At 63.3% G+C, this 22,533-nt stretch carries 20 protein-coding genes; 9 read left to right on the forward strand and 11 right to left on the reverse strand.

Annotated features, from left to right (window positions below; genetic code table 11):
- Positions 1-106: 106 nt before the first annotated feature.
- Genes ENZ75_RS00415 through ENZ75_RS00435 form a run of 5 tightly spaced genes read left to right on the forward strand, consistent with a single transcriptional unit; the run spans position 107 to position 6,233 of the window.
- Complete coding sequence (locus tag ENZ75_RS00415) at positions 107-751, forward strand: DUF2291 family protein (RefSeq protein WP_027163941.1); 645 nt, start codon at positions 107-109, stop codon at positions 749-751.
- Positions 748-2,304, forward strand: coding sequence for a sugar ABC transporter ATP-binding protein (locus tag ENZ75_RS00420; protein WP_027163942.1), 1,557 nt, complete (start codon positions 748-750; stop codon positions 2,302-2,304). Before ENZ75_RS00415 ends, ENZ75_RS00420 begins: the two co-directional genes overlap by 4 nt.
- On the forward strand, positions 2,297-3,361 hold the full coding sequence (locus ENZ75_RS00425; RefSeq protein ID WP_032809713.1) for an ABC transporter permease: 1,065 nt from the start codon (positions 2,297-2,299) through the stop codon (positions 3,359-3,361). The genes ENZ75_RS00420 and ENZ75_RS00425 overlap by 8 nt, the downstream gene beginning before the upstream one ends.
- Positions 3,362-3,363: 2 nt before the next feature.
- Entirely contained in the window at positions 3,364-4,398 is a 1,035-nt protein-coding gene (locus ENZ75_RS00430; protein ID WP_063167522.1) for a Gfo/Idh/MocA family oxidoreductase, read from the forward strand.
- A complete protein-coding gene (locus tag ENZ75_RS00435) occupies positions 4,395-6,233 on the forward strand; it encodes a hypothetical protein (RefSeq protein ID WP_063167521.1) in 1,839 nt (612 codons plus the stop codon). Before ENZ75_RS00430 ends, ENZ75_RS00435 begins: the two co-directional genes overlap by 4 nt.
- A 2-nt stretch (positions 6,234-6,235) precedes the next feature.
- Here the strand turns inward: ENZ75_RS00435 and ENZ75_RS00440 are convergent, their stop codons facing one another.
- A complete protein-coding gene (locus ENZ75_RS00440; RefSeq protein WP_063167520.1) occupies positions 6,236-6,949 on the reverse strand; it encodes a transcriptional regulator NanR in 714 nt (237 codons plus the stop codon).
- 174 nt (positions 6,950-7,123) lie between these two features.
- On the opposite strand from ENZ75_RS00440, the gene oiaX reads away from it, so the two are divergent.
- The 4 genes from oiaX to dhaL all read left to right on the forward strand — a co-directional run bounded on the left by oiaX (position 7,124) and on the right by dhaL (position 11,518).
- Positions 7,124-8,374 carry a 3-oxo-isoapionate-4-phosphate decarboxylase OiaX gene (gene oiaX, locus ENZ75_RS00445; RefSeq protein WP_063167519.1) on the forward strand — a complete coding sequence of 417 codons (1,251 nt, stop codon included), beginning with the start codon at positions 7,124-7,126 and terminating at the stop codon, positions 8,372-8,374.
- Between the two features lie 4 nt (positions 8,375-8,378).
- Positions 8,379-9,713 (forward strand): four-carbon acid sugar kinase family protein, encoded by a 1,335-nt coding sequence (locus tag ENZ75_RS00450; RefSeq protein ID WP_027163946.1) that lies wholly within the window; start codon positions 8,379-8,381, stop codon positions 9,711-9,713.
- 129 nt (positions 9,714-9,842) lie between these two features.
- Positions 9,843-10,850, forward strand: a complete 1,008-nt coding sequence (locus tag ENZ75_RS00455; protein WP_063167518.1) for a dihydroxyacetone kinase subunit DhaK — start codon at positions 9,843-9,845, stop codon at positions 10,848-10,850.
- Between the two features lie 26 nt (positions 10,851-10,876).
- Complete coding sequence (gene dhaL, locus ENZ75_RS00460) at positions 10,877-11,518, forward strand: dihydroxyacetone kinase subunit DhaL (RefSeq protein ID WP_027163948.1); 642 nt, start codon at positions 10,877-10,879, stop codon at positions 11,516-11,518.
- Positions 11,519-11,542: 24 nt separating this feature from the next.
- Here dhaL and ENZ75_RS00465 read toward each other — a convergent pair whose 3' ends face one another.
- The 10 genes from ENZ75_RS00465 to ENZ75_RS00510 form a co-directional block, all read right to left on the reverse strand.
- A complete protein-coding gene (locus ENZ75_RS00465) occupies positions 11,543-11,980 on the reverse strand; it encodes an RpiB/LacA/LacB family sugar-phosphate isomerase (protein ID WP_024502451.1) in 438 nt (145 codons plus the stop codon).
- Between the two features lie 95 nt (positions 11,981-12,075).
- Positions 12,076-12,843, reverse strand: coding sequence for a triose-phosphate isomerase (locus tag ENZ75_RS00470; protein WP_063167517.1), 768 nt, complete (start codon positions 12,841-12,843; stop codon positions 12,076-12,078).
- 57 nt (positions 12,844-12,900) lie between these two features.
- Positions 12,901-13,839 carry a TIM barrel protein gene (locus ENZ75_RS00475; RefSeq protein ID WP_013533069.1) on the reverse strand — a complete coding sequence of 313 codons (939 nt, stop codon included), beginning with the start codon at positions 13,837-13,839 and terminating at the stop codon, positions 12,901-12,903.
- Complete coding sequence (locus ENZ75_RS00480; RefSeq protein ID WP_063167516.1) at positions 13,839-15,356, reverse strand: glycerol-3-phosphate dehydrogenase; 1,518 nt, start codon at positions 15,354-15,356, stop codon at positions 13,839-13,841. The genes ENZ75_RS00475 and ENZ75_RS00480 overlap by 1 nt, the downstream gene beginning before the upstream one ends.
- Positions 15,353-16,912: an FGGY-family carbohydrate kinase gene (locus tag ENZ75_RS00485; RefSeq protein ID WP_063167515.1), complete on the reverse strand. Its 1,560-nt coding sequence runs from the start codon at positions 16,910-16,912 to the stop codon at positions 15,353-15,355. The genes ENZ75_RS00480 and ENZ75_RS00485 overlap by 4 nt, the downstream gene beginning before the upstream one ends.
- A gap of 96 nt (positions 16,913-17,008) precedes the next feature.
- Positions 17,009-17,956, reverse strand: coding sequence for a D-ribose ABC transporter substrate-binding protein (locus ENZ75_RS00490; RefSeq protein WP_023756738.1), 948 nt, complete (start codon positions 17,954-17,956; stop codon positions 17,009-17,011).
- A 32-nt stretch (positions 17,957-17,988) separates the two neighbouring features.
- On the reverse strand, positions 17,989-19,119 hold the full coding sequence (locus tag ENZ75_RS00495; protein ID WP_013533073.1) for an ABC transporter permease: 1,131 nt from the start codon (positions 19,117-19,119) through the stop codon (positions 17,989-17,991).
- 26 nt (positions 19,120-19,145) lie between these two features.
- Positions 19,146-20,687 (reverse strand): sugar ABC transporter ATP-binding protein, encoded by a 1,542-nt coding sequence (locus tag ENZ75_RS00500; protein WP_063167514.1) that lies wholly within the window; start codon positions 20,685-20,687, stop codon positions 19,146-19,148.
- The gene (locus ENZ75_RS00505; protein WP_063167513.1) at positions 20,684-21,340 is read right to left on the reverse strand and encodes a DUF2291 domain-containing protein; all 657 of its coding nucleotides are present in this window, start codon (positions 21,338-21,340) and stop codon (positions 20,684-20,686) included. Before ENZ75_RS00505 ends, ENZ75_RS00500 begins: the two co-directional genes overlap by 4 nt.
- A 33-nt stretch (positions 21,341-21,373) precedes the next feature.
- Positions 21,374-22,384, reverse strand: coding sequence for a sugar-binding transcriptional regulator (locus ENZ75_RS00510; protein WP_027163951.1), 1,011 nt, complete (start codon positions 22,382-22,384; stop codon positions 21,374-21,376).
- Between the last annotated feature and the right edge of the window lie 149 nt (positions 22,385-22,533).

Below are 22,533 nucleotides of genomic sequence, written 5' to 3' on the forward strand. Positions count from 1 at the left end.
GCTGACGAACTGAGCCAGCGTGATTGGAATAGCGAGGGGCGAACCCAGGATCGCCCCTCGCCGCCATTTTCCGTGGGCCGCCCACGATGCTGAACGACAGGCCGCCATGCTGAACACCAAGCCGAACTGGCCGATCCTTACCGTGATGGTCGGCATCAGCCTGACCGCCTGCAAGATCCTGCCGACGAAATCGGACGACGGCAACAACGCTGCCACCTTCAATCCAGACAAGATGGTCGAAGAGATATGGGCGGCAAAGGTCGTGCCCTATCTCCAGCAGAAAGCCGGACCGTTTGCGCAGGTTCACACACTGGCGACAACCGACCCAGCGGCTGCCGGCGCCAAATACGGCAATCCGAACAAGCAGGCGAATTCGCCTTGGACTTTCGCGGTTCGGCTGGAAGGCAAGATTATCGCGGCCAACACACAGTCGCGTGCGGCAACGGTCGACGTCGATGTCGACGGCGACGGCAAAGCCGATGCACGGGTGCAGATCGGACCGGCGGTGCGCGGTACCGCGCTGCGCGACAGCCTGGACTTCATCCAGTTCAACGACTTCACCAACCAGATCGACTTCGCCCAGTTCGGCAAGGCTTTCAACGCTTATGCCGACAAGACGGTGCTTTCCAAGCTGCCGCGCGAGGCGCTGGAAGGCCGCAGTGCCAAGGTGCTCGGCGCCTATACGCTGGGGAGCGGCCAGGACCTGCCGCTGGTGACGCCGGCGGAGGCAGAGATCGGGCCGAAGCCATGAGCGCGATCGCGGAGCGCGAAATCATTCTGAAGCTCGAGGACGTCTCCAAGGTCTATTCCGGCACCGTTGCGGTCAAGCGCGCCAATTTCGAGGTGCGCAAGGGCGCGGTCAACGTGCTGGTCGGCGAGAACGGCGCCGGCAAGTCGACGCTGATGAAGATCATCGCCGGTGTCGAACGGCCGACCGCCGGCCGCATCCTGCTGGAAGGCGAAGAGGTTTCCTTCTCGTCATCCGGTGACGCGGTGAACCGTGGCATCGGCATGGTGTTCCAGGAGCTGAACCTGTTCGGCAATATGAGCGTCGCCGAGAATATTTTCGCCACCCGAGAAATCACCAACCGCTTCGGCAAAATCGACCACGCGCAACAGGAAAACCGCGCTGCGGAATTTCTGGAACGCCTACAGGCCGGCATCCGGCCCGACATGCTGGTCGAGGATCTGCGCATCGGCCAGCAGCAGCTGGTCGAGATCGCCAAGGCGGTTTCGCTCGATGCACGCATCCTGATCATGGACGAGCCGACCTCGGCGCTGAGTGCTGCGGAAGTCGAGATCCTGTTCAAGGTGATCGCCGACCTCAAGGCGCGCGGCGTGGCGATCGTCTACATTTCGCACCGGCTCGAAGAGCTGATCCGCATCGGCGACTACATCACCGTGCTGCGTGACGGCCGCATCACCGGCCAGGAAGAGATGAAGAACGTCGACACGCAGTGGATCGTTCGCCAGATGATCGGCTCCGACGCCAAGGACTTCGCCAAGGCCGACGGCCATCTTCCGGGCGAAGAGATTTTTCGTGCCGAGGAGATCTGCCTGCCTCGTGCCACCGGCGGACTTGCCGTCGACCATGTGTCGTTGTCGCTGCGTGCCGGCGAGATCCTCGGCATATACGGCTTGATGGGCGCCGGGCGCAGCGAACTGTTCGACTGCATCATGGGCCGCCACGGCCATTCGACCGGCGACATCTTCATTGGCGGTAGAAAGGTCAAGGAGCGCGATACGACGCGGCGCATCCGGCGCGGGCTGGCGCTGATCCCCGAGGATCGCCAGCGCGAAGGGCTTGTCTCGATCCTTTCGGTCGCCAGCAATTTGACGCTGGCCAGCCTGTCGCGCTTTGCCCGCCTGTTCCACATCCGTGGCGCTGACGAAAGGCAGGCGGTGACGCAGGTGGTGCGGGAGTTGGCGATCAGGGTCGCCGACCCGGCGCAAGAGGTGTCGTCGCTGTCGGGCGGCAACCAGCAGAAGGTGGTGATCGGCAAGGCGCTGCTCACCGGGCCCAAGGTGCTGCTGATGGACGAGCCCAGCCGAGGCATCGATGTCGGCGCCAAGGCCGACGTCTTCCGCACCATGCGCAAACTGTCGCGCGATGGATTGGGCATTCTCTTCGCCACCTCGGATCTCGATGAGGTGATGGCGCTGTCAGACCGCATTGCGGTGATGAGCAACGGAAAACTGACGGGCATGTTCGATCGCTCCGAGGCGACGGAGGCAGCCCTTGTCTCCGCCTCGGCACTTGGCCACGGGCCGACCCCGCACACGGAGAAAACCGCCCATGACTGACATCCCGGCCAAGGCGGCTGTCCCCTCCGTCTCGAGCGGCTCGCTGCTGCTGACGCTGATGAAGGCGAGAACCTTCATCGCGCTCATCGCCGTCTTGATCTTCTTTTCGATCGCGGCGCCTAATTTCCTGTCGACCGCCAATCTGATCCTGATGTCGAAGCACGTGGCGCTGAATGCGTTCCTGGCGATGGGCATGACCTTCGTCATTATCACCGGCGGCATCGACCTTTCGGTCGGTTCGATCGTCGGCCTGTGCGGTATGGTGGCCGGGTATCTCGTGCTCAACGGCATCGACCTGCAGATCGGCTACACCATCTATTTCAACGTCTTTGAGATCGCGCTGATCACGCTTGCCGTCGGCATATTGATCGGCGCCGTCAACGGCTTGCTGATCACCAGGCTAAACGTCGCGCCGTTCATCGCCACGCTCGGCGTGCTCTATGTCGCGCGCGGCCTGGCGCTGCTGTCGTCGGATGGCCGCACCTTTCCCAACCTCGTCGGCAAGCCGGAGCTTGGCACCACCGGCTTCGGCTTCCTCGGGGCCGGTCGGCTGCTTGGCCTGCCGGTGGCGATCTGGATCCTCATCGTCGTTGCACTGGGAGCCGCCTATCTCGCCAAGTACACGCCACTCGGTCGCCATATCTTCGCCGTCGGCGGCAATGAACGGGCGTCGCGGATTTCGGGCGTCCGGGTCAACATGGTCAAGATGTTCGTCTATATGTTCTCCGGTTTCTGCGCGGCGATCGTCGGCCTGATCATCTCGTCCGAGCTGATGGCCTCGCATCCGGCGACGGGCGAAAGCTTCGAGCTCAACGCCATTGCGGCGGCAGTGCTCGGCGGCACCTCGATGTCGGGCGGCCGCGGCACGATCGGCGGCACCATCGTCGGCGCCTTCGTCATCGGCATTCTTTCGGACGGGTTGGTGATGATGGGCGTGAGTTCGTTCTGGCAGATGGTGATCAAGGGCCTCGTCATCATCGTCGCCGTCGTCGTCGACCAGGCACAGCGCCGGCTTCAGCAACGTGTCACCTTGATGCAGATGGCAAAGGCAGGCTGAGCATGGCGGAACTGCGGGGAGCGCTGATCGGCTGCGGCTTCTTTGCCGTCAACCAGATGCATGCCTGGCGCGACATAGCGGGCGCCTCGATCATCGCCATCTGCGACCGTGACCCGGAACGGTTGCGGATCGTCGGTGACCAGTTCGGCATTGCGAAGCGCTATACCGATGCGGCGGAACTATTTGCCGGCGAAAGCCTGGACTTCGTCGATATCGCCACCACCGCGCCCAGCCATCGTCCGCTTGTCGAAATGGCGGCCGCCCACCGCGTTCCGGTGATCTGCCAAAAGCCGTTCGCGCCGACGCTTGCCGACGCAAAGGCGATGGTCAAGGCATGCGCGGAAGCCGGCGTTCCGCTGATGGTGCATGAGAATTTTCGCTGGCAGTCACCTATCCAGGCGGTGCGGACCGTGCTCGATAGCGGCGAGATCGGCACGCCCTTCTTCGGGCGTATCTCCTTCCGCTCGGCCTATGACGTGTTTTCCGGTCAGCCCTATCTGGCGACGGGAAAGCGCTTCATCATCGAGGACCTCGGTATCCATATCCTCGATATCGCCCGTTTCCTGCTCGGCGACGTCTCGACCATCACGACACGAATCGCCCGCATCAATCCCGCCATTGCGGGCGAGGATGTGGCGACCATGCTGATGGACCACAAGAGCGGCGCAACCTCCGTGGTCGACTGCAGCTACGCGACCAAGCTCGCCACCGAGCCGTTTCCCGAAACGCTGATCGAGATCGATGGCAGCGACGGCACGATCCGGCTGGCGCAGGGATACCGGCTGACCGTCACCGGCAAGAGCGGCACGGCCGTCACCGACGTCTCGCCGCCGCTGCTGGCCTGGGCGTCGCGGCCCTGGCACAACATCCAGGAAAGCGTCGTAGCCATCCAGCAGCACTGGGTCGACTGCCTGGCAAAGGGGACCGAGCCGGCGACCTCGGGCGCCGACAATCTTAGGACATTCGCGCTGGTCGAGGCCGCCTATGCTGGGGCCGCGAGCCGGCAACCGGTGCAACTCGACGCCTTGCCGAAATGACCGCCGGCACTTTCCTGCTCTACGGCACGCGCGTGGTCGAGGCCGAGCCGGTCAGGCTCAGCGCAGGCTCGCTCAGCGCCGACTTCGTCAACGGCAATCTGCGCACCATCCGCCATGGCGGCACCGAAGTGCTGCGCGCCATCGCCTATATCGTGCGTGACCGCGACTGGGGCACCTATGAGCCAAATTTGACGGACCTGGTGATCGAGCAGGGTGCCGACGCTTTTTCGGTCAGCTATTCGGCAAGCTGCCTGGCCCCCGATGGAAACCGGCTCGGCTTCCGCGCCACCATCAAAGGCTCTGCCGACGGCCGTCTGGTCTTCGACGTCAGCGCCCTTCCCGAAAACGATTTCGAAACCAACCGCTGCGGCTTCTGTATCCTGCACCCGATCGCCGACCTCGCCGGTAGCCCGGTCATGGTCGAGCACACAGACGGCAGCGTGGTGGCGACGAAACTTCCCCAGCTGATCGACCCCTGGCAGCCTTTCAAGGATATCCGCGCCATCTCCCATCAGGTTCGGCCTGGTGTCATCGCTGAGTGCCGGATGGAAGGCGATACTTTCGAAATGGAGGACCAGCGCAACTGGTCGGACGCCTCCTACAAGACCTATGTGCGGCCGCTGGTGCTGCCGTGGCCGTATGTGCTGCCTGCCGGCCAGCCCCTGAGCCAGACGATCAGCCTGCGCATCGCAGGTGAAGGCAAAGCGCCGGCTGCCGCAGTGGCCAGCGAACCGGTCAGGGTCGAACTCGGCGAGGCGGGAGCAAGGCTGCCCGATGTCGGCGTGGTCATCTATCCCGAGGATGTCGAGACGGCGCTGGCGAACCTCTCCACGCTGGCGGCACTCGGCCCACAACAGCTGCTGTTTCACCACGATCCGACGCGCGGCCACGGGCTCGATGCCTTGCGCGCTTTCGCCCGGCTCGCAACTGCCTACGCAGCCGAAACCACCCTCGAATGCGTCGTTGCCTGCGCTGGTGATCTTGACGCCGAGTTGTCCGGCGTCGCCGACCTGGTTCGCCGGGCCGGGCTAAAACTCTCGGCCATTGCCGTGTCGCCGTCGGTCGACCGGCAGTCGACACCGCCGGGCAGCGCGTGGCCGGAATGCCCGCCGCTCGACGACATTTATGCCGCAGCGCGGCGGGCATTCCCCGATATCCGCCTCGGCGGCGGCATGTTCAGCTATTTCACCGAACTCAACCGCAAGCGCGTTCCGGCAGACCAGCTCGATTTCGTCACCCATTGCACCTGCCCGATCGTGCACGCCGCCGACGATCTCAGCGTCATGCAGTCGCTGGAGGCGCTGCCTTTCATCACCCAATCGGCACGGGCTATCTTCGGGGCAAAGCCCTACCGGATCGGACCGTCGACGATTGCCATGCGCCAGAACCCTTATGGCGGAGCGACCAAACCCAATCCCGGGGGACAGCGCATTGCCATGGCCGACAGCGATCCGCGCCATGCCGGCCAGTTCGCGGCGGCTTGGACGGTCGGCTATGCCGCGCGCGTCGCAGCCGCTGGGCTGGAACAGCTCACGCTCTCCAGCTTCACCGGACCGTTCGGCGTGCTGGCGTCATCCGGAGAACCCGTCGCGGAAGGATCGCCCCGGCCGCTCTTCAGAGCCATCAAGGGGCTTTGCGAACTGGCCGGCCTTGCGCATGTGGCCGCAGGGACGAGCGATGAGACCAAGGTGCTGGCGCTGGCTGGACGCTCGGCCTCGGGCGACACTGTCGTGTGGCTGGCGAACCTGACGGCGGACGACGTGCAAGTCGACATTTCAGCTTTTGGCCGAGGCCATCTCGTGATGACGCCTTACGAGATCGTCCGGATCGACTGACGTTATTTTTCGGAGTTCATCACATAGAGCGCGCGCGAGCGTTCGAGATGCTTGATCATCGCCTTCTCGGCGCCATCGGCATCCTTCTTCTCGATGCGGCCGATGATCTCTTCGTGCTCGGTGAGCGTGAACTTTTCCTTGCCGGTCCAGATCAGCATTTCGGTGTGGTATTCCTTCAGCCAGCCGAGCATCGCCTCGCTGACGGCGACATAGATCGGGTTGCCGGAGATCGCGGCGATCTGTGTATGGAACTTCATGTCGGCGGAGATGAAGGCTTCGGAATCGCCGCGAAAGCCGCGCTGTTCGGCAACGGTGGCCCGCAGCCGCAGCACATCCTCGGCGGTGGCCTTTTCGGCGGCTTCCCTGACCATGCCACGCTCGAAGAAGATGCGCGCGGTCTTCAGGTGCTCCAGCGTGTCTTTCGATGACGACAGGATGATCTTGGCGGCGCCGTCGACCTGCTTGATGATCGACTTGGCGGTGAGTTGCAGCACCTTGGCGCGTTCGCCATGCGAGATCGCAACCAGCCCCATATTGCTCAGCGCCTGCATCGCCTCGCGGATCGCGGGGCGGCCGACCTCGAAGCGCTCCATCAGCTCGCGCTCCGAGGGCATGTCGTCGCCTGGCATCAGCTCGCCGCTGGTGATCAGGCGCTTCAGCCGCAAGAAGACCTCATCGGAAAGCTTGCGCCGGACAATCGGTTCCGAACGGTTCATCGCCGCGAATCACTCCCTTGACCCGGCCCTATCTAACACTGCCGCCACAATTCCCGGAATTGCCGTCTGTCGATCCCGCTGCCGGATATGACTTGCAATACTTATGTACTCATTATACCAGATTCGAAACACCAGTGAACCTTTTTCGAACGCCTCGGCTTGAGACAGCGGACCATGATCACCCTCACCTACCGCATCGAAACGCCTGGAAGCATCGAAGCGCTGGCGGCCAAGATCGCCAGCGATCAGTCGACCGGCACCTTCGTAGCGCTGCCCGGCGAGACCGAGGAACTGAAGGCCCGGGTGGCGGCACGTGTGCTGGCGATTCGGCCTCTGCCCGATGCCGAGCGGCCGTCGCTTCCCAATGACGGTAAGGGGCCGTTCAGGCGCGCCGATGTCGACATCGCCTTTCCGTTCGATGCCATCGGCACCGACCTTTCGGCGCTGATGACGATTGCCATCGGCGGCACCTATTCGATCAAGGGCCTTACCGGGATTCGCGTCGTCGACATGAAATTGCCGGAGGAGTATCGCGGGGCACATCCCGGCCCACAGTTCGGTGTCGCCGGCAGCCGCCGGCTGACCAATGTGACTGACCGCCCGATCATCGGCACGATCGTCAAGCCGGCGCTAGGATTGCGGCCGCACGAGACGGCGGCAATGGTGGCGGAACTGATCGCCGCCGGCGTCGACTTCATCAAGGATGACGAGAAGCTGATGAGCCCGGCCTATTCGCCCCTGTCGGAACGGGTGAAGGCAATCATGCCGCTGATCCTCGATCACGAGCAGAAGACCGGCAAGAAGGTGATGTATGCCTTCGGCATTTCGCACGCCGATCCCGACGAGATGATGCGCAACCACGATCTGGTGGCGAAGGCCGGCGGCAATTGTGCTGTTATCAACATCAATTCGATCGGCTTTGGCGGCATGGCATTCCTGAGAAAACGCTCCGGCCTGGTGCTGCATGCTCATCGCAACGGCTGGGACATCCTCACCCGTCACCCCGGCCTCGGCATGGACTTCAAGGTCTGGCAGCAATTCTGGCGACTGCTCGGCGTCGACCAGTTCCAGATCAACGGCATCGCCTCGAAATACTGGGAACCGGATGACTCTTTCGTCGAATCCTTCAAGGCGGTGACGACGCCGATCTTTTCGGCTGGGGACTGCGCATTACCGGTGGCAGGTTCCGGCCAGTGGGGCGGTCAGGCGCCCGAGACATATGCACGAACCGGCCGGACCGTGGATCTTCTCTATCTCTGCGGCGGCGGCATCGTCAGCCATCCGGACGGACCGGGCGCCGGCGTACGTGCCGTGCAGCAAGCCTGGCAATCGGCGGTCGACGGCATTCCGCTGGCCGACTTCGCCTTGAACCATCCCGAACTGGCGCGGTCGATCGAAAAATTCGGCGACGGCAAGGCAGCCTGAGACGATGCAGGACCTGCTTCTCAGCTATTATGGCGACGACCTGACCGGCTCGACCGATGTCATGGAGGCGCTCGAGCTCGGTGGCGTGCCGACCGTGCTGTTCATGCGCCAGCCGGACGCGGCCCTGCTGTCCCGGTTTGGCCATTGCCGGGCGATAGGGCTGGCCGGCACCAGCCGCAGTGAGACGCCGCAATGGATGGACACGCATCTGCGCGATGCCTTCGCCTGGCTGAAGACGCTTAACGCCGAGATTTGCCACTACAAGGTCTGCTCGACCTTCGATTCCAGCCCGACGATCGGCAGCATCGGCCGAGCCATCGAGGTCGGCCGCTCGGTGTTCGCGCAGGATAGCGTGCCGCTGCTGGTCGGCGCGCCGCAGCTCAAGCGCTATACCGCTTTCGGCCATCTGTTCGCGGCCTATCGCGACCAATATTTCCGCATTGATCGCCACCCGGTGATGAGCCGTCACCCGACGACGCCAATGGATGAGTCCGATCTGCTGATCCATCTGTCGCGGCAGACGGCGCTGAGCTCCGGGCTGGTCGATCTTGCGACGCTGCAGTCGGCATCGCGGTCGGCGGCGTTCGATCGCCTGACCGGAAACGGCACCGCCATCGTGCTTGTCGATGTCGACAGTCTGGAGACGCAGGTTTTGGCCGGCAAGGAACTGTGGCGCGTTCGCAAGCCCGGCGGTTCTTTTGTCGTCGGCTCGTCCGGTGTCGAATATGCGCTGCTGGCCGAATGGACGTCGAATGGCGTCGTCAGCGCTGGGCCAGGCTTCACACCGCCGGGCGCTGCCGAGCGGATAGCCGTCGTGTCGGGCAGTTGCTCGCCGACCACCGAACGACAGATCCGGCATGCCCTGACCGACGGTTTCGACGGCATCGAGGTCGATCCGGTCGAACTGGTTTCGGAGGCCTCGCAGCAGGCGATCACGCGCGCAACGGCAAGCGGCCGTGCCAGTCTGCAAGCCGGGCGCAGCGTCATCCTCTACACCGCGCTTGGCCCCACTGCCGACAGGGGCGCCGAAATCGACCGGGAGGAAGGCGCCCGCCACAGGCTTGGCCGCGGCCTCGGAGAAATCCTTCGCAACCTGACGGTGGAACAGAGCCTGCGTCGCGTGGTCATTGCAGGCGGCGACACGTCGAGCCACGCACTCGGCGAGACGGGCGTCGATGCCCTGACAATTCGCATGCCGCTGCCCGCTTCGCCGGGTTCCCCGCTTTGCGTTGCCCACTCGCGCGTCAAGGCGATCGACGGACTGGAGGTCGCGCTCAAGGGCGGCCAGGTCGGGACCGATCGCTATTTCTCAGCCATCCGCGACGGCCTCGGCGGTTGAAACAGCCAGCGCCTGCGTCCAGGTGTTGGCCGTGGGAACATCTCAGCGCGCGAAATACGCCTTGCCGGGTGGAAATCCCGGTAACACCCGGTATTATCTGCGAAAATGCCGAAGTCGGGAGGATGCCGGGTGCAGACCAAGAAGATCATCAACGATGGCAACCGCGCCGTCGACGAGATGCTGGAAGGCATCCTGGCAGCGCATCCCCGCCATCTCAAAAGCGTGGACGGCAGTCCACGCTCCATCGTCGCCCGCGACGGGCCGCGCCAGGGCAAGGTGGGCCTGGTCATCGGCGGCGGCTCGGGCCACGAGCCGAGCTTTCTCGGCTTTGTCGGCAAGGGCTTGGCTGACGCTGCGGCCATCGGCAATGTCTTTGCCTCGCCGCCGCCGGACCCGATCCTCGAATGCGCCAAGGCGGTCAGCGGCGGCGCCGGCGTGCTGTTCATGTACGGCAATTATGCCGGCGACGTGATGAATTTCGACATGGCGGCCGAGATGGCGGCGATGGACGACATCGAGGTGCGCACGGTGCTGAGCACCGACGACGTCGCCTCGGCACCGCGCGACCAGCGGCACAAGAGGCGCGGCGTCGCCGGCAATTTCTTCATCTTCAAGGCGGCCGGCGCCGCCTGCGACCGGATGTTGTCGTTCGACGAATGCGAGCGCATCGCCGGCAAGGCCAACGACCACACCTTCACCATGGGCGTGGCGCTGTCGCCCTGTTCGCTGCCGCAGACCCGCCGGCCAAATTTCGAGATCGGGCCGGACGAGATGGAGATCGGCATGGGCATCCACGGCGAGCCCGGCATCGCACGCGAAAAGTTGAAAACAGCCGATGAGATCACCGACGAGATGCTGGACAGGATCCTCGACGAGATGGCGCCGGCGCGCGGCGACAAGGTCGCGGTGCTCGTCAATTCGCTGGGCTCAACGCCGCTGATGGAACTCTACATCATGAACCTGCGCGTGAAGCAGAGGCTTGATGAGATCGGTGTGTCCATCCACGCAAGCTGGGTCGGCAATTACTGCACCTCGCTCGAAATGGCCGGGGCCTCGATCACGCTGCATCGGCTGGACGGCGAGTTGCAGACGATGCTGGACCACCCCTGCGACTGCGCCATGTTTCGCGCCGGCTAAACCCACTCTGTGGCAAGGACTAAGACATGACGACAATCGATACTGCCCGCCTTGTCACGATGTTCGCGGCGATCGCAAACTCCATGTCAGCAGACAGGGACAGGCTGTGCGCGCTTGACGGGGTTATCGGTGACGCCGACCACGGCATCGCGATGGAGCTTGGATTTTCCGCTGCGCGCGATGCGGTGGCCGGACTGGACACCGCGGCGACCGATCCGACCACCTTGCTGAACACGGCGGCAAAGTCGTTCCTGAATGCGGTCGGCGCCTCCTCCGGTCCGCTCTATGCGACCGCGCTCATGCGCGCCGCGGCAGCCGTCAAGGGCAAGACGGCGCTCGACGACGCGGATGTGGTCGCCCTGTTCCAGGCCATGGCCAAGGGCATTCAGGATCGCGGCAAGGCAGAGCTTGGCGAAAAGACGATGATCGATGCATGGGCGCCGGCGGGGCAAGCGGCGGGCGAAGCGCTGGCCTCAGGCAAGGATCTGGCCGCCAGTCTCAAGGCCGCCGCCCAGGCGGCAGAGACAGGCGCGGAAGCGACCAAAGCGATGGTGGCCACCAAGGGCCGGGCATCACGCCTCGGCGAACGTTCGCTTGGCCATATGGATCCGGGCGCTGCGTCCGCCGTCACCGTGATCGAGGCGATGCGGACCGCCTTGACCGACTGATCATCAGCGGACTTGCCGCGTCTTTCAGCGCTTGGCGTCGAGCTTGTCGACGGCCTGCACGTTCGCGGCAGATGGGCCATTCGGATCAAACTCGGAGGCAAGCCATGCGTCGGCGATCGATTTCGCCAGTTCGGGACCGATGACGCGGGCGCCCATGGTGATGATCTGGGCGTTGTTGGACTTGGCGGCGCGCTCCGCGGAATAGGTATCGTGGGTCAACGCGGCGCGAATGCCCGGCACCTTGTTGGCAGAGATGCTGACGCCGATGCCGGTGCCACAAAACAGGATGGCCCGGTCGTAGTTGCCGTCGAGAATTTCGTGGCCGACCGAGGCGGCGATATCGGCGTAGAAGCCGGCCTGGCTCAGGTCGACGACCTGCAACTCCGGCTTGGTGGCGAGATGCTTGGCGATGACATCGAGCAGCGGCTTGCCGGCGCTGTCGGCTCCGAGTGCGATCTTCATGATGATGAACTCCTTTGCTTTTGTCTCTGTCTCTTTGATTTGACGCAATTCCGGACGGAAAACCGCTTCACACTTTCCCGGAATTGCTCGCGCGGTTAGCGCGCGATGGCGGCCGACGCCTTTCTCAGAATGTCGATATAGCCTTCCGCTTGCCACGCCGAGCGGCCGATGAACAGGCCATCAATATGCGGCTGGCCGATAAGTTCGGCCGCGTTGCCGGGGTTGACGCTGCCGCCGTAAAGCACAGGCGGGGCAGCCGGCAGCCGGTCAGCGGCTACCTGCTTGATCAGCGCTTGCTGCTTGTCGGCATAGTCGGCGCTTGCGGGAATGCCCTTCTCCCCGATCGCCCAGACAGGCTCGTAGGCAAAGAGGATTTCCGCCTTCGGTTGATCGCCGCTCAGCTCCTGCAGCGCGCCGAGAACTTGTGCCGTCAGCACCGCCTCGGCGCGGCCTGATTCACGCTCGTCCAGCGTCTCGCCGACGCAGATCAGTGGCACGAAACCGTGCCTGACAGCAGCTGCCGTTTTCAGTCCGACAGTCGCATCCGTCTCGCCGAAATGCTCCCGGCGCTCGCTATGGCCGAGTTCGATTACATCCAGCCCGCAGTCTTTCAACATCACTGGCGAAATCTCTCCCGTCCACGCGCCGGCATCGGCCCAATGCATGTTCTGGGCACCTACCTTCACGCGGGTGTTGGCTAGTGCCGCCTTGACCTGGCGCGCGGCGGTGAACGGCGGAATGACGAAAGGCTGTATCGCCTGATCGAAACCAGGCACGAAGGCGGCCAACGCATCGGCGAACAGCAACGCCTCGGCAAGCGTCTTGTTCATCTTCCAGCTCGTGCCGACCCAATATGGGGCCATTGTTTTTCTCCTTCGATACTTTTGCGGCCGAAGCCGGCTTCCGGGCGACGTATTCGCTCAAGTCCGAGGCTTGAGACTGTCCCGGCCACTGTCGACGTAAGGCGCCCAGAAATCCACCGACTCGCGGATCATCTCGATAACCTGATGGTCGACTGGTTCCCTCTCCCTGAAGGAAAGTTCAAGGCAAATTTCATTGTCGGTTCCACCACCCTGCCGAACCGCGTCCAGCAACTTCTGCGGCACTATGCGGCCATCCTTGTTGTAGGCGGCCGTGAACGGCCAATGGCCGCCCTTGTTCATGGAAGACTGCTTGATGTGGATGATCGGAGATTGCAATGGAAACGCTTTCGCCCAGGCGTAGGGATCGGTGTCGGCAGGGTTGGGTGAGGTCACGTCGCCATGGTCGATATCGACCATCATCTTCATCGGTATGGGCAGCTTCGCTGCGTCGATGGCGCCTTGCAGCGTGACGCAGCTTTCGATCGTGTGGCCGAACTCGCGGCCGACCGACATCGGCTCCCAGAACAGGTATGTCAGCCCCGCCGCCCTGGCGTGTTCGGCAACCTCGCGCCAGCATTCGAGCGCGATATCGAGAAGTGCTGCCCGCCGTTGCGGATCGTCAAAGTCCTTGTAGGTGAAGATGGCGAACTGCGTGCCCATGCCTGGCGCGCCGAGTTCGGCGGAAATGTCGGCGAAGGTCTTGAACCAGTCGACATAGTAGCGCCGGACGTCGGCGTCCGGGTGGCCGAAATGGTTGAGCCGGCCATAAGGTCCGGTCATGCCGGAGGTGATCCTGACACCGGTCCGCGAAAGCGCGCTGTTGAACAGGCGCAGGAATTTGGCAATCGTGGCCGCCGGCCAGCCCGGATTGACGAATTCATGCGTCAACTGCACGTCGCGAATGCCGATGCCATAAGCAATCGCGTCGATCAAATCGTCTGGATCGGCGAAGCGATTGACCAGAGGATTGGTGTTGAGGGAAAGCGTGAAGGCCATCAGTCCGCCGTCGCCATGATGTTACCGAACCAATCTTCGAACGCTTTCCGCTCGGCCGCATTGATATGCAGGCCATGCTTTGTGCGGCGTTCCAGTATATCGGCTGATGTGCCAGCCCATTCGGTCTCGACCAGGAACTTTGCCTCCCGTTCATACAGATCGGGACCGAAGCGTCGGCCGAGATCAGCCTCGCTTTGCGCGCCGGCGAGCAATTGCCTGGCGCGGGTGCCGTAGCTTCGAGCGTAGTGCTTCACCAACGACGGGCTGAGCCATGAAAATTCGACATGCAGATCGCTCAGAAACTGCTCGAAGTCCGCATTGGGCAGGTCGCCCCCCGGCAAGGGAATTTTGGCCGTCCAGGCTTTCTTCATCGTCGGAAAGAATGGCTGGATCTTTTCCAGCGCGTGTTCCGACAGCTTGCGGAAGGTGGTGATCTTGCCGCCGAACACCGAAAGCAGCGGTGCGTTGCCGTTGGAGGCGTCGAGTTCGAAAATATAGTCGCGCGTCACCGCGCTTGGATTGTCGGCATTGTCGTCATAGAGCGGACGCACACCGGAGAAGCTGTAGACCACGTCCTGTGGCGTCAGCTGCCGCTTGAAATAGCGATTGACCACCTTGATCAGGTAGTCGACTTCGCTGGCCTCGGCGACCACTTCCTCGGGCCTGCCTTCGTAGGGAATGTCGGTCGTGCCGATCAGCGCCAGATCGTTCTCGTACGGGTTGACGAAGATCACCCGCTTGTCGTTGTTCTGGATGAGATAGGCCTGCCGCCCCTCCCAGAATTTGGGCACGACGATATGGCTGCCTTTTACAAGCCGGACATTGCGCGTCGAATTCTGCCCGGCGACGCGGCTGACAATGTCGTTGACCCAGGGACCTGCTGCGTTGATCAGAGCGCGCGCGCGGACTTTCGTGACGGCGCCCGTGCGACCATCCTGCATGTCGATCGACCACAGTCCGCCTTCACGGCGCGCCGCGACACAGGCGGTGCGCGTGAGCACTCTGGCGCCTCGCTGCCTTGCATCGAGCGCATTGAGCAGCACCAGGCGCGCATCGTCGACCCAGCAGTCGGAATATTCGAAACCGCGCTTGAATTCGTCCTTGATCGGCGCGCCTTCAGGCGAGGTCCTCAGGTTCAGCGTTCTTGTCCCAGGCAGCCGTTTGCGGCCGCCAAGGTGGTCGTAGAGAAACAGCCCGAGCCGGACCAGCCATGCCGGCCTATCCTGCGGGCTGTGCGGTAGAACGAAGCGCATCGGCCAGATGATATGCGGCGCCGCCTCGAGCAGCACCTCGCGTTCGATCAGCGCTTCGCGAACCAGCCTGAATTCATAATATTCGAGGTAGCGCAGGCCGCCATGCACCAGCTTGCCGGAACGCGAACTGGTGCCTTGCGCGAGATCGTCTTTTTCGCACAGGATGACGGACAGGCCACGACCTGCAGCATCACGCGCTATGCCGGCTCCATTGACGCCGCCGCCGATCACGAAGAGATCGACGACATCTGTTGTATTGCTCAAGATCTTGCTCCTGTGCGGTGCGCCATGCCCTTCCACACCGGCCGAAGCGCCTGGCGCGCCGCAACGAAGGAAGGGAAGAGCGCATCGTATGTTTGCGAAAGCGCCTCGTCATAGGCATCGCAGTCGCCGAGAAGCGGCGTCACCCATTCGGCGGCGCAGTCTTCCATGGAGCCGTAGACGCCGAGCCCGACCGCGGCCATCATCGCGGCACCCGCCGCGCCGGCTTCCTGGCGGCTGCTGGTGCGCACCTGCGCCCTTGTCGCCGCCGCGATGATGCGACGTAGAGACGGACTGCGCGCTGCGCCGCCCGACAGGCGGATCTCACTCGGCACGGCGCCCATCGCCTGGTAGCAATCGCGAGCGGCGAAGGCCAACCCCTCGAGCACGCCGCGTGCCAGATCGCCAAAGCCATGCTTGACCGAAAGGCCGATGAAGCCGGCGCGTGCGTCAGGGTCGACGAACGGCCCTCTTTCGCCGGCTAGCGATATGTAAGGCTGGTAGATCAGCGATCCCGGCTCCGATGCTTCCATCCAAGCGTCGAGCGCCTTCAGCAACTCGTCATGAGAAGGTTTGCCGCCAGCCGTGGCGAGCACGTCGCGCGCAAGGCCAAGCACCCAGTCTATGTTGAGCGTCGCCGCCATGTTGGATTGCAATTGTGCAAAGGCGCCCGGAATAGGCATGGCGATCGTGTAGCCGGAGCCATCTGCGTTCAGCACGACATCGTCGGGAGTGGCTGCGAAGCGCGTGTGTATGCCGGTCGAGCCGATGACCGTGCAGCCGACATTGCCCGAGGGATCATAGAGGCCGGCTCCGAGCGCCGTCATGACCATGTCGACGTAGCCCAGCACCACCGGCGTGCCTTCGAGCAGGCCGGTCTCCGCCGCCGCCGATCGCGATAGCGGATGATGGTCGGTGGTGCCTTCGAGCATGGGAGGCAACAGGCGGCGATGCGTCGTCAGATCCAGGATGTCGAGGGCTTCGTCGGAATAGGTGCGCGACCGAAAATCGCCGAAGGTGAAGGTTCCCTCGGAGGGATCGGTGGCGCGTTCGCCCGTCATCTTGAAGTAGAGCCAATCCTTGCAATGCAGTGCGGTGGCCGCCCGCTCCAGCATGTCGGGATGGTTCTTTTTCATGAAGGCAAGCTGGGCGCCTTGCTGGCAGGAATTCAGCCCCGTGCCGGTCAGTTCGAACCGCCTGCGATCCCGGGGATCGGCGCGCATCTCGTCCACCAAACGTCCGGCGCGGGCATCGAGCCACAGCCAGGCGCGCGAGACAGGCATGCCGTCGCTATCGATCAGCCAGGTTCCGTCGCCTTGCCCGGTGATGGCCACCGCCGCGATTCGTTGCGCGAGGTCGGGAATCTTGGCCGCGAGATCGCGAACGGTCCGCGCCATGTCGCGCCAGGTCTGGTCGAGGTCCTGCTCGGCGCCGCCGCCTTCCAGCGTGACGAAGCTATTGGGCACCGACGTCATGGCGAGCTGCCGCCCGGACAGATCGAAAGCGATCGATTTGATCACCGACGTTCCCGCGTCGATGCCGATCAGCAGGTCTTTCATGCCGCAAATTCCGATTGGTTGCGAAGGCAGTTCACGAGGGCAGTCATTTCGTAGAAGAGACAGGGGGTGTCCGCAAGGACACCCCCTGTGCAGGTATTACTCAGACAGCACGAAGGGTGCGGTGTACTTGTCGACATTGTCCTTGGTGATGAGAAGGCAATCGAACAGCTGCTTCTCGGTCGCCGCACCGGTGGCACCCGTCTTGATAAACGAGTCCGCCTGCTGCACGGCCTTGGCCGAGAAGATGGCGACCGGCTGCAGCACGGTGTACTGCAGTTCACCGGACTTGATCGCCGCAACCGCGTCCGGGGAGCCGTCGAAGCCACCGACCTTGATGCCGGCGAGCTTGCCAGCTTCCTTCAGCGCCGCAACCGCGCCGAGAGCCATTTCGTCATTGCCGCTGATCACGGCGATGATGTCGGGATTGGCTTGCAGCATGCTCTGCATCTTGTCGTGGCCCTGGGTACGATCCCAGTTGGCGACCTGCGAAGCAGCCTTTTCGAGATCCGGGTACTGGCTCAGCACAGTCGCGTAACCGTTCGAGCGCGTGGCGGCATTGTTGTCCGACGGGGCGCCGAGCAGTTCGACATATTTGCCCTTTTCACCGACGGCCTGCACCCACTGCTGGGCACCGAGAGCAGCGCCCTGCGCGTTGTTGGAAACGAGCTGCCCCTTGGCGAGGCCTTCCTGGTTGATCTCGGCATTGACAAGGAACACCGGGATGTTGGCTGCAATCGCCTTCTTCACCGCACCGACAGAGCCGTCGGCGTTGGCCGGATCGAGAATGATCGCCACCGACTTGTTGGTGATGGCGGTGTCGATCAAATTGCTTTCGGTATTGGTATCGCCCTTGTGGGCGCCGACATTGGCCGTATAGCCAAGCTTCTCGGCCTCGGCCTTGGCGACGTTGCCCTCGGTCAGCCAGTAGGGATTGGCCGGATCGTTGACGATGATCGAGATCAGGCCCGCGGCTGACGCGGCGGCCGTGAACCCAACGACCATCGCGGCCGCGAGCAGACTTTTCAGCATGGTTTTCATGTACATTCCTCCAATGATTACGCGGTGTTGCTGCCAGTTCACCTGGCAGTCTTCCCTTGGGCAGGATTGGCCGGTTCGGCCTTCCCCCGTTTCTGAGAAGTCGGTTGGCCACCTGTCGCGCTTGGGAGCTTGCTGCGGCGGCGATACTGAACGGCATTGAGGAGCACGGCGAGCACGATGACCGCGCCGGTGAACACTGTCTGCCAGTAGGATGAGATGCCGATGATCACCAGACCGTCGGACAGGAAGCCGATGACGAAGGCCCCGAGCAGGGTTCCGCGGATGTTGCCGCGGCCGCCGGTCAGTGCCGCGCCGCCGATGACGACGGCCGCAATGGCCGTCAGTTCGTAGGTGGTGCCGGCGGTCGGTCCCGCCGATGTAAGCTGCGAGGACAGGATCAGGCCGGCAATGGCGGCGCAGATGCCCGACAGCACATAGACGGAAATCTGCACTGTCTTGACCGGAACGCCGGAGAGTTCGGCCGCGCGTTCATTGCCGCCCGAGGCGTAGAGCCAGCGCCCGAAAGCGGTGCGGTTCAGGACGATGCTGCCAATGAGCGCGATGACCACGAGAACCACGACGCCCGTCGGCACGCCGAACAAGCGGTTGAAGCCAAGCGCATCGAAGCCGGTGTTTCCGAGCTCCGGCTTGCCGCCGAGATTGTTGTAGGTCAGGCCGCTGGTCATCAGCAGCGCCAGGCCGCGCGCCATGTACATGACGCCGAGGGTGGCGACGAAAGCTGGAACCTTGAAGCGCGCGATGAGCACGCCGTTGATCAGCCCGACGACGGCGCCCAGCATGCAGGCCAGCACCGCGACCACCCACACCGGCGGATAGAGAACGACGCCCAGCCAACTCAGCGTCACCCCTTGCATCAGGAAGCCGGCAACGACGCCGGCCAAGCCCAGCGTCGACCCCACCGACAGATCGATGCCGCCATTGAGGATGACAAGCAGCATGCCGATCGCGAGGATTCCGAAGATGGCGACATGCGAGGCCATGGTCAGGAAATTCGCCACCGAGAGGTAGTAGGGCGACAGGATCGAAAAGACGACGATGATGACGATCAGGGCAAAGAAAGCGCGGCCCTCGAGCAGCAGCTTGGCGAGATCGAAGCCTTCGCTCGCGCTTGGACTGGACTGTTTTCTGGCCTGGCTGACATCGGTCATGGTGTGGGCTCCGAAATTCCTGGTGATCAGGCGACCACGGCTTCGCCCGAGGCGGCCATGATCTGCTCTTTGGTGGCATTGGCGCCGAATTCGGCTGAAATCCTGCCGCGGCGCATGACGACGATGCGGTGGGCAATGCTGAGGCATTCGTTGACCTCAGAGGTCGAGAAGACGACGGCAAGGCCCTGCGCAGCGCGTTCGCTCAGCAAGCGGAAGACTTCGGCCTTGGCGCCGACATCGATGCCGCGGCTCGGCTCGTCGAGAAGGATAACCTTGGGATTGGTCGTCAGCATCTTGCCGATGACGACCTTCTGCTGATTGCCGCCCGACAGCGATCCGATCATGGCGTTGCCGCCAGCGGTCTTGACGGTCACCTTGCGGATCGAGTCTTCGACCAGCTCTCGCTCTCTGGAACGAGACAGAAACAGGCCCCTGGCGAACGCTTCGATGCTGGCGAGCGAAAGATTACGACCGACGGTCATCGTCTGCACCAGCCCGTCGCGCTGCCGGTCCTCGGGGACCAGCACAAGCCCTCTGGAGATACGCTGGGCAATGCTCAGCCCCGAGACGTCCTCGCCTTCCAGCAGCGCCCGCCCGCCCGCCATCGGCACTCGTCCGGCGACGGCCTCCAGCAATTCCGTGCGCCCGGCACCCATCAGCCCGTAGATGCAGACGATCTCGCCTGCTCGCACGTCCAGCGACAGGTGATCGACGACGGAATAACCTGAGCCCGAAGTGTCGACGACGCTGACATCCTCGATCGATAGGGCGACTTCGCCGAATTCATGGCCGGTCGGCGGCGAGCCGAGATCGAAATTCTCGCCGACCATGTTGCGCACGATCCATTCGAGATCGATATCCCGGGCTTCGGCCGTCGCGGTAATCGCGCCATCGCGCAGGACAACGGCATAGTCGGTGATCTGCAGCGCCTCTTCGAGGTGATGCGATATGTAGACGATGGAGACGCCGCGGCTGGTCAGATCGCGGATCACCTTGAACAGAACTTCCACCTCGGTTGCGCTGAGCGCGGAGGTCGGCTCGTCCATGATGAGGATGCGCGAATCGACCGACAGTGCCCGGGCGATCTCGACGATCTGCTGTTGGCCGAGGCGCAGATCCTCGACCAGGGTCATCGGATCGATGTCCTCCTCGAGATCAGCCATCAGAGCGCGCGCCTGGCGTTGCTCCTCGGCGAAGTCGAGGCCGGTCCTGGTGCGCAGTTCGCGGCCCATGAAGATGTTGTCGCGAACGCTGAGGTTGGGCGCCAGGCTGAGTTCCTGGTGGATGATCGAGATGCCGCGATCGCGCGCGTCCGAGGACGAAGAAAAGCTGACGAGATTGCCGTCGAGCACGATGTCGCCGGATGTCGGCGTGACCACGCCGGAGAGGATCTTCATCAGCGTCGACTTGCCGGCGCCATTCTCTCCGAACAGCGTGGTGACCTTGCCGCGATGGATGTCGAAATTGACGCCCTTGAGCGCATGGACGCCGCCATACGACATGACGATGTTGCGCGCCGAAAGCACGGCGTCGCCAGTCGCGGGTCCGGTGTCGGCAGTCGGTTTCATTTGACGTCCAGCCTCACGGGGGTGACGAGCCAGCTCTTCGGGTTGACCAGCTTGAATGCGCCGACCACCGATATGGTCTTGCCGGTCAAGGTGCTCGTATCGACCTTGGCCAGGACTTCCTTCTTCATCTCATTGTTCAGCGCCGAACCGGCGTCCTGGTACTCAATCTGGTTGGTGAACTGGCCGAATGTGATCTTGCCCGTGGCGTCACGCAGTTCCGTCCCGTTGATTGCCGGTCCCGTCTGCACGCGGATCATCAACGTATCTGGCACGCCGTCGACGGCGACCTTGTAGATGCCAGATTTTCCTTCGCCGACGACGCCGGTGAACTTGACTGAAATGACCGGTCCGACGCCCGCAGGCACACCGTATTCCTTTTCCGCCGTTGCCCTGTCCTTGGCAATCGCCGTCGCCACCGTCACCGCGTCGGCGGCGCGTGCCTCGACATCGGCCTGCACCTTGGGAAATTCCGACTTGCCGTAGTCAGCGGCGGAAAACACGGCGCTGCGAACGTCGCCTGCCGACCCTATCCTGACCACGTTGGTATCGAGCGCCATGGCGCCGAGCAGGACGACAACCGCGGCGCTGGCAAGTGCCCGACGCAGGGCGGGCGAGGCAGGCCTGGTCGATGCAGTGGCGGCTTTCGCGCTCATGACGCAACCGCCAGCAAGGCTGATCCGCGCTTGTCACGCATTTGGCGATCCTCCGTTCATATGGCGCTTCGCGCCATTGGGTTTGTTCTGTTCGACAAGGGCACGAGCGGTGGATTCGTCGGTGATCAGGCCGCTCAGATAGCGGCTTTCGAGCACCGCTTTGATAGCGCGTATTTTCACTTTGCCGCCGGCGACGGCGACGATCCGGCGGCCCTTCAACTGGTCCCGCGGGAGTGCCAGGATTCTTTCCGACAGCGCCGTTTCCACTGGGCGTCCCTGGTCGTCGAAGAAGTGGGCGAGCAGCTCGCCGACGCCGCCATCGCGTTTGACCTCATCGATTTCGGAATGTTCGATCATGCCGGTGGCGACCAGCGAAGCTTCCCGCTCGGCGGTCCCTATGCCGACGAACATCAGGTCGGACCGGCTTGCGAGGTCGAAGACATCGCTGATGCCGCGCTGCCCAAGCAGCACCTCACGGTCCTCCGCGGTGTTGGCGACAAAAGGCACCGGCATCACATAGGCCTGCGCGCCGGTCCGCTCGGCCAGCCGATGCATGACGTCGTGCGGGTTGGCCGCGAACTTGCGCGTCACACCGCCAAGCAGCGAGACGAAACGGATATGGGCGGCGGCGGTGCGCGTCAGATACTCGACGCTTGCGGCAAGGGTACGGCCGTGGCCGACGCCGATCAGCATGTCCTCGCCGCGATCGATCTCCCGCTTCAGAAACTGAGCGCCGGCGATGCCAAGCGCCTTCAGCGGCAGCTCGTCCTGATCGAGATCCGGAACGACCTCGCAGTAATCGAGCCCGTAAGCATTGATCAGCTGCTGCTCGAGGTCGATGCATTCGCCGACGTCGCCGTCGATGATCACCCTGACCAGGCCATCCTGGGTGGCCCGCGTGATGAGCCGATGCGCCTTGAGGCTGGTCAGGCCGAGCCGCTTGGCCACCTGGGCCTGCGTCAGACCCCCGGCATAGTGAAGCCAGGCCGCGCGGGTGGCGAGGCTGGACTCATGATCGCGGTTAGCGGTTCCGCCGGATTTCAAGCCATCTCCTCCCTGAGATGATATTATTATCTTTGTGTGCAAAAATTTTCACATCCCTGCATCGCTGTCAATCCCCCGCCGGGTTGGGCGCATGCACATGCGGGCAATTCACAGGTCTCGCCCTTCCCGAAACGCCGGTCTGCCGGCAT

The sequence above is a fragment of the Mesorhizobium sp. M7A.F.Ca.CA.002.04.1.1 genome (assembly GCF_004022805.1).
GTDB lineage: Bacteria > Pseudomonadota > Alphaproteobacteria > Rhizobiales > Rhizobiaceae > Mesorhizobium > Mesorhizobium ciceri.